Source organism: Pseudomonas sp. YNh (assembly GCF_037993085.1).
Classification (GTDB): Bacteria; Pseudomonadota; Gammaproteobacteria; order Pseudomonadales; family Pseudomonadaceae; genus Aquipseudomonas; species Aquipseudomonas putida.
In genome coordinates this window covers 1-14,390 of record NZ_JBBMRJ010000006.1, presented here as the reverse complement: position 1 = coordinate 14,390, position 14,390 = coordinate 1, and the positions used below count along the sequence as shown (strand labels likewise).

At 63.0% G+C, this 14,390-nt stretch carries 12 protein-coding genes and 1 tRNA gene; 4 read left to right on the top strand and 9 right to left on the bottom strand.

Annotated elements, in window-relative coordinates:
- Nucleotides 1–71: 71 nt before the first annotated feature.
- Nucleotides 72–2,363 carry a beta-glucosidase BglX gene (gene bglX, locus WF331_RS07620; protein ID WP_284399397.1) on the bottom strand — a complete coding sequence of 764 codons (2,292 nt, stop codon included), beginning with the start codon at nucleotides 2,361–2,363 and terminating at the stop codon, nucleotides 72–74.
- A 186-nt stretch (nucleotides 2,364–2,549) separates the two neighbouring features.
- Here bglX and WF331_RS07615 point away from each other — a divergent pair, with 186 nt between their 5' ends.
- Entirely contained in the window at nucleotides 2,550–3,167 is a 618-nt protein-coding gene (locus WF331_RS07615; RefSeq protein WP_340622785.1) for a TPM domain-containing protein, read from the top strand.
- Nucleotides 3,168–3,311: 144 nt separating this feature from the next.
- Nucleotides 3,312–4,526 carry a class I SAM-dependent methyltransferase gene (locus WF331_RS07610; protein WP_016498151.1) on the top strand — a complete coding sequence of 405 codons (1,215 nt, stop codon included), beginning with the start codon at nucleotides 3,312–3,314 and terminating at the stop codon, nucleotides 4,524–4,526.
- A gap of 46 nt (nucleotides 4,527–4,572) precedes the next feature.
- On the opposite strand, the gene WF331_RS07605 is transcribed toward WF331_RS07610, so the two are convergent.
- From WF331_RS07605 to WF331_RS07575, 7 genes are all read right to left on the bottom strand, one after another.
- Complete coding sequence (locus WF331_RS07605) at nucleotides 4,573–5,583, bottom strand: DUF4917 family protein (protein ID WP_284360625.1); 1,011 nt, start codon at nucleotides 5,581–5,583, stop codon at nucleotides 4,573–4,575.
- Between the two features lie 217 nt (nucleotides 5,584–5,800).
- The gene (locus tag WF331_RS07600) at nucleotides 5,801–7,507 is read right to left on the bottom strand and encodes a SulP family inorganic anion transporter (RefSeq protein ID WP_284360626.1); all 1,707 of its coding nucleotides are present in this window, start codon (nucleotides 7,505–7,507) and stop codon (nucleotides 5,801–5,803) included.
- Nucleotides 7,508–7,718: 211 nt separating this feature from the next.
- Nucleotides 7,719–7,792: transfer RNA gene (locus WF331_RS07595), tRNA-Gly, on the bottom strand.
- Nucleotides 7,793–7,903: 111 nt separating this feature from the next.
- A complete protein-coding gene (gene phaG / locus WF331_RS07590) occupies nucleotides 7,904–8,791 on the bottom strand; it encodes a (R)-3-hydroxydecanoyl-ACP:CoA transacylase (protein WP_016498154.1) in 888 nt (295 codons plus the stop codon).
- 447 nt (nucleotides 8,792–9,238) lie between these two features.
- Nucleotides 9,239–9,931: a 16S rRNA pseudouridine(516) synthase gene (locus WF331_RS07585; RefSeq protein WP_340622784.1), complete on the bottom strand. Its 693-nt coding sequence runs from the start codon at nucleotides 9,929–9,931 to the stop codon at nucleotides 9,239–9,241.
- 9 nt (nucleotides 9,932–9,940) lie between these two features.
- Nucleotides 9,941–10,153, bottom strand: a complete 213-nt coding sequence (locus WF331_RS07580) for a cysteine-rich CWC family protein (protein ID WP_340622783.1) — start codon at nucleotides 10,151–10,153, stop codon at nucleotides 9,941–9,943.
- The gene (locus WF331_RS07575; protein ID WP_016498156.1) at nucleotides 10,146–11,627 is read right to left on the bottom strand and encodes a sensor domain-containing diguanylate cyclase; all 1,482 of its coding nucleotides are present in this window, start codon (nucleotides 11,625–11,627) and stop codon (nucleotides 10,146–10,148) included. The genes WF331_RS07580 and WF331_RS07575 overlap by 8 nt, the downstream gene beginning before the upstream one ends.
- A 212-nt stretch (nucleotides 11,628–11,839) precedes the next feature.
- Here WF331_RS07575 and WF331_RS07570 point away from each other — a divergent pair, with 212 nt between their 5' ends.
- Nucleotides 11,840–12,289, top strand: a complete 450-nt coding sequence (locus WF331_RS07570) for a hypothetical protein (RefSeq protein WP_016498157.1) — start codon at nucleotides 11,840–11,842, stop codon at nucleotides 12,287–12,289.
- Between the two features lie 32 nt (nucleotides 12,290–12,321).
- On the opposite strand, the gene WF331_RS07565 is transcribed toward WF331_RS07570, so the two are convergent.
- Nucleotides 12,322–13,428, bottom strand: coding sequence for an enoyl-CoA hydratase/isomerase family protein (locus WF331_RS07565; protein WP_016498158.1), 1,107 nt, complete (start codon nucleotides 13,426–13,428; stop codon nucleotides 12,322–12,324).
- 125 nt (nucleotides 13,429–13,553) lie between these two features.
- Here WF331_RS07565 and ung point away from each other — a divergent pair, with 125 nt between their 5' ends.
- On the top strand, nucleotides 13,554–14,246 hold the full coding sequence (ung, locus tag WF331_RS07560) for a uracil-DNA glycosylase (RefSeq protein WP_049275302.1): 693 nt from the start codon (nucleotides 13,554–13,556) through the stop codon (nucleotides 14,244–14,246).
- The last annotated feature ends 144 nt before the right edge of the window (nucleotides 14,247–14,390 follow it).

The following is a 14,390-nucleotide window of genomic DNA, read 5'->3' as shown; positions in this document are numbered from 1 at the left end:
CCCGATGGACCTGTGCAGTACCTGTGGGAGCGGGCAAGCCCGCGAAAAGGCCGGTACAGGCGACCTTTCGGTTACAGCAGTTCGAAGCTCTGCTGCTGCACCGTCTGGGAATCCAGCCCGACCTGGACATTGAATTCCCCTGGCTCGGCAACCCGCTGCAGCTGGCCATTGTAGAACTTCAGGTCTTCCTCGCTGATGCGGAAGGTCAAGGTGCGTGACTCGCCCGGCTTGAGCATCAGCTTCTGGAAGTTCTTGAGTTCCTTGACCGGGCGGCTCATCGACGCCGACACGTCCTGCAGGTACAGCTGCACCACGGTCTCGCCGGCTACCTTGCCGGTGTTCGCCACCGTCACCTTGGCCTCCAGTGTGTCGCCGCGCTTGAGGTCCTTGTTCGACAGCTTCAGGCCCGACAGCTCGAAGCTGCTGTAGCTCAGGCCATAGCCGAACGGGTACAGCGGGCCGTTGGGCTCTTCAAAATACTGCGAGGTGTAGTTGCCTGGTTTGCCAGGGGTGAACGGCCGACCGATGCGGGTGTGGTTGTAGTACATCGGGATCTGCCCGACCGAGCGCGGGAAGGTGATGGCCAGCTTGCCGGACGGGTTGTAGTCACCAAACAGCACGTCGGCGATGGCATTACCACCTTCGGTGCCGGCGAACCAGGTTTCGAGGATGGCGTCGGCCTGCTCGCGCTCCCAGCTGATCGACAGCGGCCGGCCGTTCATCAGCACCAGCACCAGCGGTTTGCCAGTGGCCTTCAGGGCCTTGATCAACTCGCGCTGGCTGGCCGGGATCTCCAGGGTGGTACGGCTCGACGACTCGTGGGACATGCCGCGGGACTCGCCGACCACTGCCACCACCACATCGGATTGCCTGGCCGCCTTGACCGCTTCATCGATCAGCACCGCAGGCGGGCGCGGGTCGTCGACGATTTCCGGGGCATCGAAGTTTAGGAAATTCAGGTAATCGAGGATCGCCTTGTCGCCCGTGACGTTGGAGCCTTTGGCGTAGACCAGCTTGGCCTTGCCTTCCACGGCGCGGCGCAGGCCTTCGCGCACGGTTACCGAGTGCACCGGTTTACCGTCGGCGGCCCAGCTGCCCATCATGTCGATGGGGGCATCCGCCAGTGGGCCGACCAGGGCGATGGTGCCGGTCTTTTTCAGCGGCAGGGTCTGGTTGCGGTTTTCCAGCAGCACCAGGCTGCGGCGTGCCACGTCACGCGCAGCTTCGCGGTGCAGGCGGTCGTTGCCGTAATAGTCCTTCAGGTCGGTTTCGGCTTTGCCGATGCGCACGTACGGGTCCTTGAAAAGGCCCATGTCGTACTTGGCGCCAAGCACTTCGCGTACCGCCTGGTCCAGTTCGCGCTGGGTCACTTCGCCTGACTTCAGCAGGCCTGGCAGCTCTTCGCCGTACAGGGTGTCGTTCATGCTCATGTCGATGCCGGCCTTGATCGCCAGCTTGGCGGCTTCACGGCCGTCGCGGGCGACCCCGTGGCGGATCAGTTCCTGGATGGCGCCGTGGTCGCTGATGGTCACGCCTTTGAAGCCCCACTCCTTGCGCAGCAGGTCGTTCATCAGCCAGGTGTTGGAGGTGGCCGGCACGCCGTTGATCGAGTTCAACGCCACCATTACCCCGCCAGCACCGGCGTCGAGCGCGGCTCGGTAGGGCGGCAGGTAGTCGTTGTACATTTTCGGCAGGCTCATATCGACCGTGTTGTAGTCGCGCCCGCCTTCCACTGCACCATACAGGGCGAAGTGCTTGACGATGGCCATGATGCTGTCGGGGTTTGCCGGGCTGCTGCCCTGGAACGAGCGCACCATCACCTGGCCGATCTTGGAGGTCAGGTAGGTGTCCTCGCCGAAGCCTTCGCTGGTACGGCCCCAGCGTGGGTCGCGGGCGATATCGACCATGGGTGCGAAGGTCATGTCCAGGGCGTCGGCCGAGGCTTCGATGGCTGCCGTGCGGCCCACCTTGGCGACGGCGTCCATGTCCCAGGTGGCGGCCATGCCCAGGCCGATGGGGAAGATGGTGCGTTCGCCGTGAATGGTGTCGTAGGCGAAGAACATCGGGATCTTCAGGCGGCTGCGCATGGCCGCGTCCTGCATCGGGCGGTTTTCGGGTGCGGTGCGCGAGTTGAAGGTACCCCCGATGCGGCCTGCGGCAATTTCTTCGCGGATCTTTTCGTGGGGCATTTCCGGACCGATGCTGATCAGGCGCAGTTGGCCGATTTTCTCGGCTTCGGTCATCTGGCTGATCAGGTGCTCGATGAACGCCTGCTTGTCCTGCAGGGGCGGGGCATAGGGGGCGGCAAGGGCCGCCTGACTGGCAAGGCCCATGGCCAGGCCCAGCAAAGACAGTTTCATCATCAATTCCGTTATGGGGCCTCTGCCGTATCCAGGGTGATACGCGCGCGGCCGAAGTTTTCAGGCGGCTATTGTTGTACGATTCGCAGGCTTACTTTCCAGCAGCGGATTATGCCTGAATATGTCGTCTGCGGATGAAGCCCCGAGTGCCGGGACAACAACTATAAGAACGCTCAAGAGACCGACGGCATGACCCCCTTCGACGAGTACCATCAACGGCAGATTGCCGAAGCCATTGCGCGTGCCGAACGGCGCACCGATGCCGAACTGGTGACGGTGCTGGCTCGCCGCGCCGACGATTACGCCTATTGGCCGCTGTTGTGGGCCGCCGTGCTGGCGCTGGCGATGCCAGGCCTGTTGCATTGGCTGCTGGGTTGGCCCAGCGTGCGTGGCTTGCTGGTGGCCAACGTGTTGCTGTTCGTCGGCTTGTGCCTGCTGCTGCGCAACCCGCGCCTGGCCGGCTGGCTGATCCCCCGTGCCCTGCGTCGCTGGCGTGCTTCACGGCTGGCCCAACAGCAGTTTCGCGAGCAGAACCTGCAGCGCACCGCAGGCGCCACGGGTGTGCTGATTTTTGTCAGCGAGGCGGAGCGGCATGTGGAGATCCTGGTCGACCGCGGTATCGAGCACTGCCTGGACGCCGAAGCCCGCGCGGCCATCGGAGCGCGCTTTGCCGAACAGGTGCGCCAGGGCCGGACCTTGCAAGGTTTTGTCGAGTGCATCGAGGCGTGTGGCGAGCTGCTTAGCCAGCACGTGCCGCCAACCCATGCCCGTAACGAGCTGCCCAACCGCTTGGTGATTCTCGATTGATCCGGATCCGCCTGGCTTGACGCGTTCCCGGTGGGGGCGGGTTCACCCGCGAATGTTGCCTGGAGGCCACCGACGCATTCGCGGGTAAACCCGCTCCCACAGGGTGTAGAATGCGCTTCCCGCTATTCGAGGCACCGTTTCTCCATGTCCGCCAGTACTTCCGCCCCCTCCGCGCCGGATGCGCGCGCTCAGTTTCTCGACCTGCTGAACGCCGCCCTGCACGGCGATACCTTGGTCAAACTGGTGCTGGCGCGCCATGTCGGTGCCGATCAGACCTTGCAACGGATCATTGCCAAGCCGTTGCAGGTCAAGGGCCAGCCGTGCCTTTCGCTGGTCTACCGCCACCAGACCCGCGACATCACCCGCAACCTGCCGCTGGACCAGGCCCAGGCCCTGGTCGCCGAGCTGCTGCCAGACAGCTTCCGCAACGCCCACCTGTTCGATGCTGACGGCGAAGTGCAGCTGACCTTCAGCAAGAAGGGCAAGCCGATGCTGCAGCGTCACGGCGCACAGGCACCGCGTGAGGTGACTGCCAGCAGCGGCCATGACCGCGAGAAGAAGCGTTACCTGGAGTTGTCGCGCCCGTTTTTGCGCGACCTGGGCGTAACCGATGCACAAGGCGCGTTGATTCCGTCGATGTCGCGCAAGTGGAAGCAGATCAACAAGTTCATCGAGGTCTTTGACCACGCCTTGGCCAGCGCCCCGGTGCCGGCCGGGCAGGCACTGCGGGTGGCCGACTTTGGTTCGGGCAAGGGCTACCTGACCTTCGCCATGCATGATTACCTGCGCAACAGCCTGGGCCGCGATGCACAGGTCACTGGCGTAGAGTTGCGCCAGGACATGGTCGACCTGTGCAACACCGCTGCCGCACGCCTGGAGCACCCGGGCCTGGAGTTTCAGTGCGGTGACGTGCGCAGCGTGGTGCCAGAGGCCATCGAGGTGATGATCGCCCTGCATGCCTGTGACATTGCCACCGACTACGCCATCCATACCGGCATCCGCTGCAACGCCGCGATCATCATGTGCTCGCCGTGCTGCCACAAACAGATTCGCCCGCAACTGCACAGTCCGGGGTTGCTGCAACCCATGCTGCAGTACGGCCTGCACCTGGGCCAGCAGGCCGAAATGCTGACCGACAGCCTGCGGGCGCTTTACCTTGAAGCGTGCGGTTACGAAACCAAGGTATTCGAGTTCATCTCGCTGGAGCACACCAACAAGAACAAGATGATTCTTGCGGTGAAGCGGCAGAAGGCGGGGGACAACGGGGCGTTGCTGGAGAAGATTGGCCAGCTCAAGGCGTTTTATGGGGTGCAGGAGCATTGCCTGGAGACGTTGCTGCGGGCGGATGGGTTGCTCTGACGGCAACCCCCAGCAAGCCTGCCCGCGCGCTCCTGCTGGGAGCGTGCTAGCGTCGAGCGGCTGGTAGCTCGATCGCCAAATCTGCCAGCCCCAACGGATGCGTACTGGCATCAAAGAAATGCACCTTCGTCCCCGCCAGATCCCCGAACCGATCAATATAGTGTTGCTTCTGGTTGATCACCGAAGCCTCGCTCAATGGCCTTATGGCAATCGACAGATGCTGTGGCCGCGCCTGTCGGATAGCTTCGAGCAGGTGCTGGTCACTGCTGTCCAGATGCTGCCCGAACAGGCATAACCCTTGATTCTCCCGTGCCAACTGCCCCAGGCACCAGCCCAGGTAGTCCGAGTTGCGAATGGCGCGCAGTTTTTCGTCGCTGCGGTCTTCGTTGACGAACAGCGGCACCTCTCCCGGGATGTTCACCGCAAAGCCATCGAGCAGCTCTGCGTGGTCGGCGCTGCGTTGGCGGGTGGTGCCGTCGGGCAGCTTGAGCAGGTGCAGGCCGCCATGCAGGTAAAGCACGCGGGTGCCTTCGCTGCGGGTGCGGCGCACATCGAAGAAGCCTTGCTCGTCGAACAACTTGGCGAAGCCGTGCGGGGCGTGTTGCACAGCCCATGGCAGCAGCAGGTCGTAGTTGCTGGTGTAGACGCTGCGGTAGCCGCGCAAGGCCTGGTTGAAGGCTGCCAGCGTGGTGGCTGGCATCAGTGACCACGGCAGGTGCACTGTGCGCACGGCGTGGATCAACGCTTCCTTGATCGAGTAGTAGCGGTTCAGCGGCGCGGTGGAGTTGATGGCCAGCGCGGCGTTGGCGCGCACGGTGGTGTTGAGGGCGCTGAGCACGGGCTCGAACAGCTCTGTGCCCAAGGATTTGAACAGCGCCTGGTCGCTGACCGCCAGGCCTTTCTTGCGGCCGGCGCGTTGCGCTTCCTCGAAGAGCGAGAAGTAGCCGAACGGCTTCCACACTGCGCGGCTGGCACCGTTGCCCAGCAGCAGGGCGTCGCAGGGGTGGCGGGCAGCGAGTTCTGGCCAGGGGGTGAGGGTGGCGTCAAGTGCGGGCATGCTGGGGTCCGTTGGATGGAGCGGAGAACGGGGGCGACTTTAGCATGTCATGCAGCGTGAGCGAGGGTTGGTGTCCTGCCAACAGCCTTGTGTTACCTGGACCGGCCCTATCGCCGGCAAGCCAGTTCCCACAGGTACGGCATAGCCTGTGATCCCTGCATCGTACCTGTGGGAGCTGGCTTGCCGGCGATAGGGCCAGTGGCAATAGAACACCTCTTTAGCCCTGCTCGGCAACCGGCACAGTGCGGCTCCGGTTACGCCAAACCCGGTACGCGCGAATCCCGGCCCGTACCGATCCGAACAGCAGCTTGTCTTCCATTTCCCGCGCCATCCCCGAGCGCACCAGCATCCGCAGGAACGTACCCCGGGCGCGTGCGATGGCAAAGAAGATGCCTTGCGCTGCCAGGGTGTCGCGTACTTCACGCAGGGCAGCGATGCCGCTGACGTCGATGTTGGTGACTGCTTCGGCATCGAACAGCACGGCCTTGGGCTGGTGCTGGCTCTGTACCGCCTCGAGCAGGCGCATCTTGAAGTAGTCGGCGTTGAAGAACAGGATCGCGTCGTCGAAGCGGTACACCACCAGCCCTGGCACGGTGCGCGCGTCCTTGAATTTGCGGATGTCGACCTGGCCTTCGGTGCCCGGCAGCCAGCCCAGCACGGCATCGGTGGGCTGGTAGATGCTGTACAGCAGGCGCAAAATCGCCAGGGTGACGGCAAACACGATACCGGGCAGCACACCCAGGCCCAGCACCCCCGCCGTGGTCAGCAGGCACAGCCAGAACTCGAAGCGGCTGAGACGCCGGATGCTACCCAGCGACTTGATGTCGATCAGCCCCCAACCGGCCATCAACAGCACGGCGCCCAGTGCAGCCTGCGGGATCCACGCCATCGGCGCGGTGAAGAACAGCAGGATCAGGGCGATGACCAGGGCCGCGATGATGCCCACCAGCTGGCTTTTGCCACCGACCATGTCATTGACCGCCGTACGTGAGTCGGCGCCACTGATGGCAAAGCCCTGGGAAACCCCGGCGGCCAGGTTGCTGACGCCCAGGGCGACAAACTCGTGGTTGGCGTTGATCGCATAGCCATGCCGGGCGGCGAAGCTGCGTGCAGTCAGCATGGCACTGCAGAAGCTGACGGTGGCAATACCCAGGGCGTCGCGCAGCAGGCTTTTCATTTCCTCCAGGTTGCTGTGCGGCCACGCCAGCTGCGGGATGCCGGCAGGTACCGGGCCGAGGACGGCAACGCCGAAGCGGTCAAGGCCGAACAGCCCGGCCAGCAGCATGAACAGCGCCACTACCGTGAGGGCTGCAGGCAGGCGCGGGTAGCGCCGCGGCAGCCAGACCAGCAAGCCCAGGGCGGCCAGGCCGATGAGCAGCGTGACCCAGTGAATCTCGCCCAGGCGCTGGAAAAAGTTGATCAGGCTGAGGATGAAACCGTCGCCTTCGATCTTGAAGCCCACCACCTTGGACAGCTGCCCGGCGATCAGGCTAAGGCCGATGCCGTTGAGGTAGCCGATCAGGATCGGCCGCGAAAAGAAGCTGGCGATGAAGCCGGCACGGGCCAGGCCGGCGGCAATCAGCATTATGCCAACCAGCACGGTGACGATCACCGACAGTTCGACAATGCGCTGCGGATCGCCCATGGCCAGCGGTGCCACGGCGCCGGCGATCATCGCGCAGGTGGCAGCGTCGGGGCCGACCATCAGTTGGCGCGAGCTGCCGATCAGGGCGTAGACCATCATCGGCAGGACGCAGGCATACAGGCCGTATTGTGGCGGCAGGCCGACGATTTGCGCGTAGGCGATGGCAATGGGGATCTGGATCGCCGCGACCGAGAGCCCGGCCTGCAGGTCGGCATGCAGCCACTCGCGCCGATAGTGCAGGAGGTTGGCAAGGCCTGGTAGCCAGCGGGATAGAAACATGCGTCATCCTTTCGAAATGTTTCAAGATTCCAGTGAGCATATCCGCCACAAGCCGTTTCGCTTGCAGGCGTATGCACCCGCTGCGCATTGAAGCGGATCGGCAGGCAAATGGCCATGGGCCAGGTCAACGTGGGGGGCAGAAACGAAAAAAGGAGCCAAGGCTCCTTTTGACTGCGATGACGTTGCTGGAACGTCATGCTGGAATGCGATGTGGAGCGGGTAGAGGGAATCGAACCCTCAACTAAAGCTTGGGAAGCTTTCGTTTTGCCACTAAACTATACCCGCGTCTGCGCAGCACTTTTTACCAGAACCCTTCACGAATTAGAAGCCCAAGTTATAAAAAAGCTTGTCGGCACCCCATAGCCTGCGGGTATCAGTTACAGAGTGCCGAGGCGCTCAGATAGCCAATGCATGCTGCCCCTGTTGAACGTGCTGGTAGCGGTGACGAGGTTCACGCACGGTCGGCTTGAGGAAGCCAAGCAAGACGCTGCGGGTGTTTTCACAGGCGGTCTTGTTTTCCATGTCGAGGAAATGGCCCGCGTCGCGGATCACGCTGAAGTGGCTTCTGCCCACATGCTTGCCAAACTGCCGGGCATCTTCGGCCGTGGTGTACTCGTCGCGGTCACCGTTGACGAACAGTACCGGGATGTCGATATTTCGCGCACCATCCAGCGCTCGCTCCAGGTCGTGCTGCAGCACCTGGTTGATGTGGAAGTGCATCTGCGCGTACTCATGGCTGTCCAGGCTGCTGACGTGCCGGTAGTTGAAGCGCTTGAACAGTGACGGCAAGTGCTTGCCGATGGTGTCGTTGACCAGGTTGCCGACCTGATACCGGTCGCAGGCGGCCAGGTACTGGCAGCCACGGTCCAGATAGTCGCGCATCGGCTCGTTGATCACCGGCGAGAACGAACTCACCACTGCCTTCTTCACGTTACGTGGCTGGTGCGCCAGCGCCAGCAGCGTACTTGCGCCACCCCACGAGAATGACATCACGTGGTCTGCCTGGAAGTGCTCGATCAGCTCAAGGAGGATATGCGCCTCGGTCTCCTTGCTGATCAGGCGTTCCTGACGGTTGTGCGGCTTGGACTTGCCAGCATACGGCTGGTCGAACAGTACTACGTTGAACTGCGGGTGCAGGTTACGTACCGTCTGGGCGAACGAGGCGGTGGTGGCGAGCGAGCCATTGATCAGGATGATCGTATTCTCGGCCGCATCCGCGCGATAGAACTCCGTGTAAACCCGATACTGACCTTGGATATCAAGTACAGCGATTTCTGGCCTCATGTCATCGACTCCTGGCGCAAAAAGGGTATTCGCGTCACCTAGGGTGCACGTTCTTTATGACAGGTAGGCATTTGCCTGAAGAGAAAACCGGGGGCCCTGTGTCGATCCTTGGCACTTGCGTCGACGGTATTGTTTTTGGCGGGGCAATTTGCCGTGCCCCAAGGCATCGAGGCCTTGGGTAGCCGGCAAAAGGTGTCATCGACTGCGGGCGTGACTTGGTAGTCACATGCAGACTGACGATTTGGATTCAAGCAGTGGGTCGTGGATCGCGCAAGTGCCGTTCGGGGAGAAATGTGACTTTTGTCGCTGAGCGGTCGTATGACGACCCTGTAGTGTCTGCCCCGGCCTTCTCGCGGGCGCGCCCGCTCCCACAGGAAAAACACAAGCCCGGGGCATTTCGGGTATGGGTGAGAGCGGGCATGCCCGCGAAGCGGCCCGGCAGGCGGCCTAGACAGTGGCTATTTCTTCCGCTGTGAGTTCACGAAACGCCCCAGGTGCCAACCCAGGGTCCAGCCGGATCGCCCCCATGCTCTCCCGATGCAGCCCCACCACCTTGTTGTCGAAGAACCCGAACATGCGTTTGACCTGGTGATAGCGCCCTTCGACGATCGCCAATCGAGCGCGTCGCGGCCCGAGGATGTCCAGCTGGGCAGGTTGGGTGGTGAGGTCTTCGAAGGCGAAGTAGAAACCCTCACGGAACTTGGCCACATAGTGCTCGGCAATGTCGTCTTCGGTTTCCACTAGATAATGCTTGGGGAGCTTGGTGGCAGGCTGGGTCAGGCGCCGTGACCACTGGCCATCGTTGGTCAGGATCATCAGCCCGGTGGTGTTGAAATCCAGGCGCCCGGCAATGTGCAGGTCATCGCGGAGCGCTGTTGGCAGCAGGTCGAGCACGGTGGGGTGATGCGGGTCCTGGGTGGCGCTGACGCAACCCTGTGGCTTGTGCAGCATCAGGTAACGCGCGGGGCGGCCCGCCTGGAGCAACTGGTCGTCCAACTCGACACGGCTGAATTCACGTACCTCGGTCAGCGGGTCGCTGACCACCACGCCCTCCACCCGCACACGGCGTTGCGCCAGCATCAGGCGAACTTGCTGGCGGTTGTGGCTGGGGAGGTTGGCGAGGAAACGGTCGAGGCGCATTGGAACAGGTCAGTGGGGAGTGGTTGATCGGAGTTGCTCTTCAACGGCAGCGCAACGCGGGCACAGGCAGGCTTTGTTCCGCAACTCGGCGGGCAGGGCCTGTAGCACGGCGGGGTCGATGGCCACGCTGTAGCACCAGCAGGCTTGGGTAGCGCGGCGCGGGTCGGCCAGGCTGCATTGGTTGAGGGCACCGCAAGCGGGGCAGTGTTGGCTGTCATTCATGGCGGGTTTCACTGCAGACGCGGTTGCGGCCGGCCTGCTTGGCACGATAGAGCGCACGGTCGGCGCGGGTCAGCAGGGCGTGTAGGGTATCCCCTGGCTGCAGGCTGCTCAGGCCGATGCTGGTGGTGAGGCGCAGCGGCTGTTCTTCGTAGCTGAAGGTCAACTGTTCGGTGCGGCGGCGGATCTTTTCCGCCACCTCGATGGCCTGCCGGCCTTCGGCTTCACGCAGCAGCACGATGAATTCCTCACCGCCCCAGCGGCACAGTATATCCGACTGGCGCAGGCTGCCTTGCAGTACATTGGCAAATTGGCGCAGCACTTCGTCGCCTGCCAGGTGGCCGTGGGTGTCGTTCAGTGCCTTGAAGTGGTCCAGGTCGATCAGCAACGCCACCAGCGGCCCACTGTCGCGCTGGGCTTCGTGCAAAGCCTGGGCGGCGAGCAGGTCGAAGCTACGCCGGTTGGGCAGGCCGGTGAGGCTGTCGAGGGTGGCCAGGGCTTCGGTGCTGGCCTGGTGACGGCGGACCATGGCATGCACCAGCGCCAGCACCACCAGGGTGATCATCGCGCAGATGGCCAGGTTCAGGTACAGGGAGTGGCGGATGCGGTCGAGGGCGCCGGTTTCGCGCTTTTCCACCAACAGGTACCAGTCCAGTTCGGGCAGGTGGCGCACGTTGAGGAAGTGGCTGTGGTTGTCGCTGTCGCGGTATTCGTGGCTGCCTTCACCGGGCACCAACTGCTCGGCCAGTACGTCGTTCAGTTCAGGGTTGTCGCTGAGCGGCTGGCCGACCCGCAGACCATGCGGGCCACCTTCCGAGCCGGTCATCAGCACCTTGCCCTTGGCGTCGGTGAACAGCACAGAGCGCTGGTAGCGGCGTTGGTACTGGTCGATCAGCTGGACCACCGACGATACGCTCAGCCCGACACCGGCGGCTCCGATGAAGCGGTGCTGGTAGTCATGTACCTGGTAGTTGATGAACACGGTCAGGCTGTCCTGGTTGGCCATGTCCAGATCGACGTTGATCTCATAGGGCGCCTTGAGGTCGCGCAGGCGGAAATACCAGGCATCGCGCCAGGTGCCGGGTTCTACCTTCTTGAGCACGCCTTTGGCCTGGTAGTAGGTGAGGGTGCGGTCAGACACGAAAAACGACGTGAAGGTGTCCTGCTTGCCCATGACTTCGCCAAGGTAGCGGGTCATGCGCTCGGTATCCTGCTCGCCGGACAGCACCCAGTCCCGCAGGAAGGTGTCCTGGGCCATCATCGAGGCGATCAGCACCGGGCGAATCAGGTCCTTCTGGATTTCCGAGTAGACCGTGTCGGAGGTCAGCGGCAGTTCCGTATTGATGATGCCGTCGCGGATGGCGCTGCGTGAGGAGAAGTAGCTGAGTAGCGAAGTGGCGAGGAAGCCGCACGCCAGTAGCACCAGCAGGGTAAGGATCAGCGAGCGCTGCGAGAACAGAGCGGAACGTAGCGGCATGATCTTCCCGTGATGTGTGCCTGGGCGCCTATTCTAGTGAGATGACCGGCAAATGACTGCAAGTTTTTCAGGGTTATCGCACCTGTATCAAATTATTGCAAAAATGGCACTGCACCTCGGCTTCACTGTCTTATTCAGTGTCGATGAACGCATTACGCATCGACGCTCGCCAGCGCCGCTGTTCGGGCACTCCAGCGGTCCAGGAGGCCGCCATGTCTTATCGAATCCTGTTGATCGCCCTGCTAGGGCTGATGACTTCCGCCTGCGCCCCGTACTACGAGAGCGGGGGCTATTACCGTTCGGATTACTACTCCACCGACCGCTACGTGTCGCCAGGGTATTACCGCTATGACCGCTACTACGTGACGCCGCAACCGCGCTATTACTACCAGCCGGCACCGCGCTATTACCATCGTTCGGCGCCTGCGCCGCAATACCGGCCGTATCCGCAGCCGGGGATGCAGCAGTGGCACGGCAACCCGCGCAATGACTACGGTAACCGCCAGCGCCAGGACTACAGGCAGGATCGGGACCGGCATGATTATCGTGACGGCAGCCAGCGCTACCAGCATGGCAACTGGAACGCCAATGGGCAGCGCAATGACGGCGGACGCTGGGACGGCCGACGTGGTCAAGGGCGCGGGGGTAACTGGCAGCGGTAGGTGATTGAACCCAGCCCAGGTTGTTGTTGAAGTCAACTCAGGTCCGCCAATGGATGCCGCCCCTCCCATGCCTTGGAAAAATGCGCCTCGACCACCGCCGCCGGTACCTGAGCTACATCCGGCCAGTGCCAGCGGGGGTGGTTGTCCTTGTCCAGCAAGCGGGCTCGCACGCCTTCGCTGAACTCCGGGTGGCGGCAGCAGTTCAGGCTCATGCAGTATTCCATCTGGAACACCTGCGCCAATGAGAGGTGACGCGCCCGGCGAATCTGCTCCCATACCAGATGGGCGGTCAGCGGGCAGCCTTCGTGCAGCCGCTGGCCTGCTTCTGCAAGCAGTGGGTCGTCATGGTGCTTGAGCCCCTCCAGTGCACGCCAGGCCGCCGCCGCATCGGCCACGTCGAGCAATGCATCGATCACCTGCCGCCGCGGCAACCACTGGGCTTCGGGCAACTCGGCGCAGGCGCGGTGCTGTTCGGCCTTGAGCAGGCTGTTCAGTTGCAGGGCGGTCTGCTCCTGCCAGTTCAGTTGCAGCAGTTCTTCGACCAGCGCCTCTTGCTGATGCTCGCCAAAAAAACGGTCGGCCAGGCCCAGGTCAAGGGCGTCGCGTGCGTTGATTGGCGCGCCCGTCAGCCCCAGGAACAACCCCAGTTTGCCCGGCAGCCGGGCGAGGAACCAGCTGGCACCCACGTCGGGGTACAGCCCGATACTGATTTCCGGCATGGCCAAACGGCTGCTGGGTGTGACGATGCGTACACTGGCGCCCTGCAGCAGCCCCATGCCACCCCCCAGCACATGCCCGTGGCCCCAGCACAGCAGCGGTTTGGGGTAGGTGTGCAGGGCGTAGTCCAGGCGGTACTCTGCGGCAAAGAAAGAGGCGGCCAGGGGCGGTACGCTTCCGGGGTGGTCACGGCAGGCCTGCACCAGCGCCCGCACATCGCCTCCGGCGCAGAAGGCTTTGGTGCCGTTGCCGCGCAGCAGCACGCAGACAACCCCCGGGTCGCGGGCCCAGACGTGCAATTGCTCGCCCAGCACCTCGATCATCGGCAGGCTCAGGGCATTGAGCGCCTTGGGCGCATCCAGGGTGGCGATGCCGATGCGGGCGCCGTCGGCGCCGGTGAGTACCTCACAATGAATGGCCATGGACTACCTCGCTCAGTCATCGCACAAGTATGGCCTGCCTGACCGAACATGCCGGTCGTCGGTCGGATCGTTTGACAAGCGGGAAGGGCTTACCTAGTGTCGCGCCATTGATTACGGATGGCCCCATGACTGACGACGATCGCATCAAACTCGAACCCAGCTGGAAAGCCGCATTGCGTGCTGAATTCGACCAGCCCTACATGCATCAACTGCGCGAGTTCCTGCGCAGCGAGCGTGCCGCCGGCAAGGAAATCTACCCGCCAGGGCCGCTGATCTTCAATGCGCTGAACTCGACGCCGCTGGACCAGGTGAAGGTGGTGATACTCGGGCAGGACCCCTACCACGGGCCAGGCCAGGCGCACGGCCTGTGCTTTTCGGTACAGCCGGGCGTGGCCACGCCGCCGTCGCTGGTCAATATCTACAAGGAAATGCAGCGCGACCTGAACATCCCGATCGCCAGCCACGGCTACCTGCAAAGCTGGGCCGAGCAGGGCGTGCTGCTGCTCAACACCACCATGACCGTGGAACGGGCCAATGCGGCGTCGCATGCCAAGAAGGGTTGGGAGTTCTTTACCGATCGGGTGATCCAGGTGGTCAGCGAGCAGTGCCCGAACGTGGTGTTCCTGTTGTGGGGGGCACATGCGCAAAGCAAGCAGAAGCTGATCGACGGGACCAAGCACCTGGTGCTGAAGTCGGTGCATCCGTCGCCGTTGTCGGCTTACCGCGGGTTCCTGGGGTGTGGGCATTTCAGCCGGACCAACAGCTTCCTCGAACAACGTGGGCTGGCGCCGATCAACTGGGCGGTGCCACCGCTCTAATCACCTGAAACACCGCGTCGCCTTCTTCGCGGGCTTGCCCGCTCCCACAGGGATGGCACCTGCTTTGTGGGTGGTGCAGTACCTGTGGGAGATTCTATGGTTTTCAGCAAGGCGCTTTCCCACCCTTGGTGACATATTCGTCCT

What these genes read in the sequence shown, in the direction of transcription:
- bglX (WP_284399397.1), bottom strand. Translation starts at nt 2,363, where the DNA reads ATGATGAAACTGTCTTTGCTGGGCCTGGCCATGGGCCTTGCCAGTCAG.
- WF331_RS07615 (WP_340622785.1), top strand. Translation starts at nt 2,550, where the DNA reads ATGACCCCCTTCGACGAGTACCATCAACGGCAGATTGCCGAAGCCATT.
- WF331_RS07610 (WP_016498151.1), top strand. Translation starts at nt 3,312, where the DNA reads ATGTCCGCCAGTACTTCCGCCCCCTCCGCGCCGGATGCGCGCGCTCAG.
- WF331_RS07605 (WP_284360625.1), bottom strand. Translation starts at nt 5,583, where the DNA reads ATGCCCGCACTTGACGCCACCCTCACCCCCTGGCCAGAACTCGCTGCC.
- WF331_RS07600 (WP_284360626.1), bottom strand. Translation starts at nt 7,507, where the DNA reads ATGTTTCTATCCCGCTGGCTACCAGGCCTTGCCAACCTCCTGCACTAT.
- phaG (WP_016498154.1), bottom strand. Translation starts at nt 8,791, where the DNA reads ATGAGGCCAGAAATCGCTGTACTTGATATCCAAGGTCAGTATCGGGTT.
- WF331_RS07585 (WP_340622784.1), bottom strand. Translation starts at nt 9,931, where the DNA reads ATGCGCCTCGACCGTTTCCTCGCCAACCTCCCCAGCCACAACCGCCAG.
- WF331_RS07580 (WP_340622783.1), bottom strand. Translation starts at nt 10,153, where the DNA reads ATGAATGACAGCCAACACTGCCCCGCTTGCGGTGCCCTCAACCAATGC.
- WF331_RS07575 (WP_016498156.1), bottom strand. Translation starts at nt 11,627, where the DNA reads ATGCCGCTACGTTCCGCTCTGTTCTCGCAGCGCTCGCTGATCCTTACC.
- WF331_RS07570 (WP_016498157.1), top strand. Translation starts at nt 11,840, where the DNA reads ATGTCTTATCGAATCCTGTTGATCGCCCTGCTAGGGCTGATGACTTCC.
- WF331_RS07565 (WP_016498158.1), bottom strand. Translation starts at nt 13,428, where the DNA reads ATGGCCATTCATTGTGAGGTACTCACCGGCGCCGACGGCGCCCGCATC.
- ung (WP_049275302.1), top strand. Translation starts at nt 13,554, where the DNA reads ATGACTGACGACGATCGCATCAAACTCGAACCCAGCTGGAAAGCCGCA.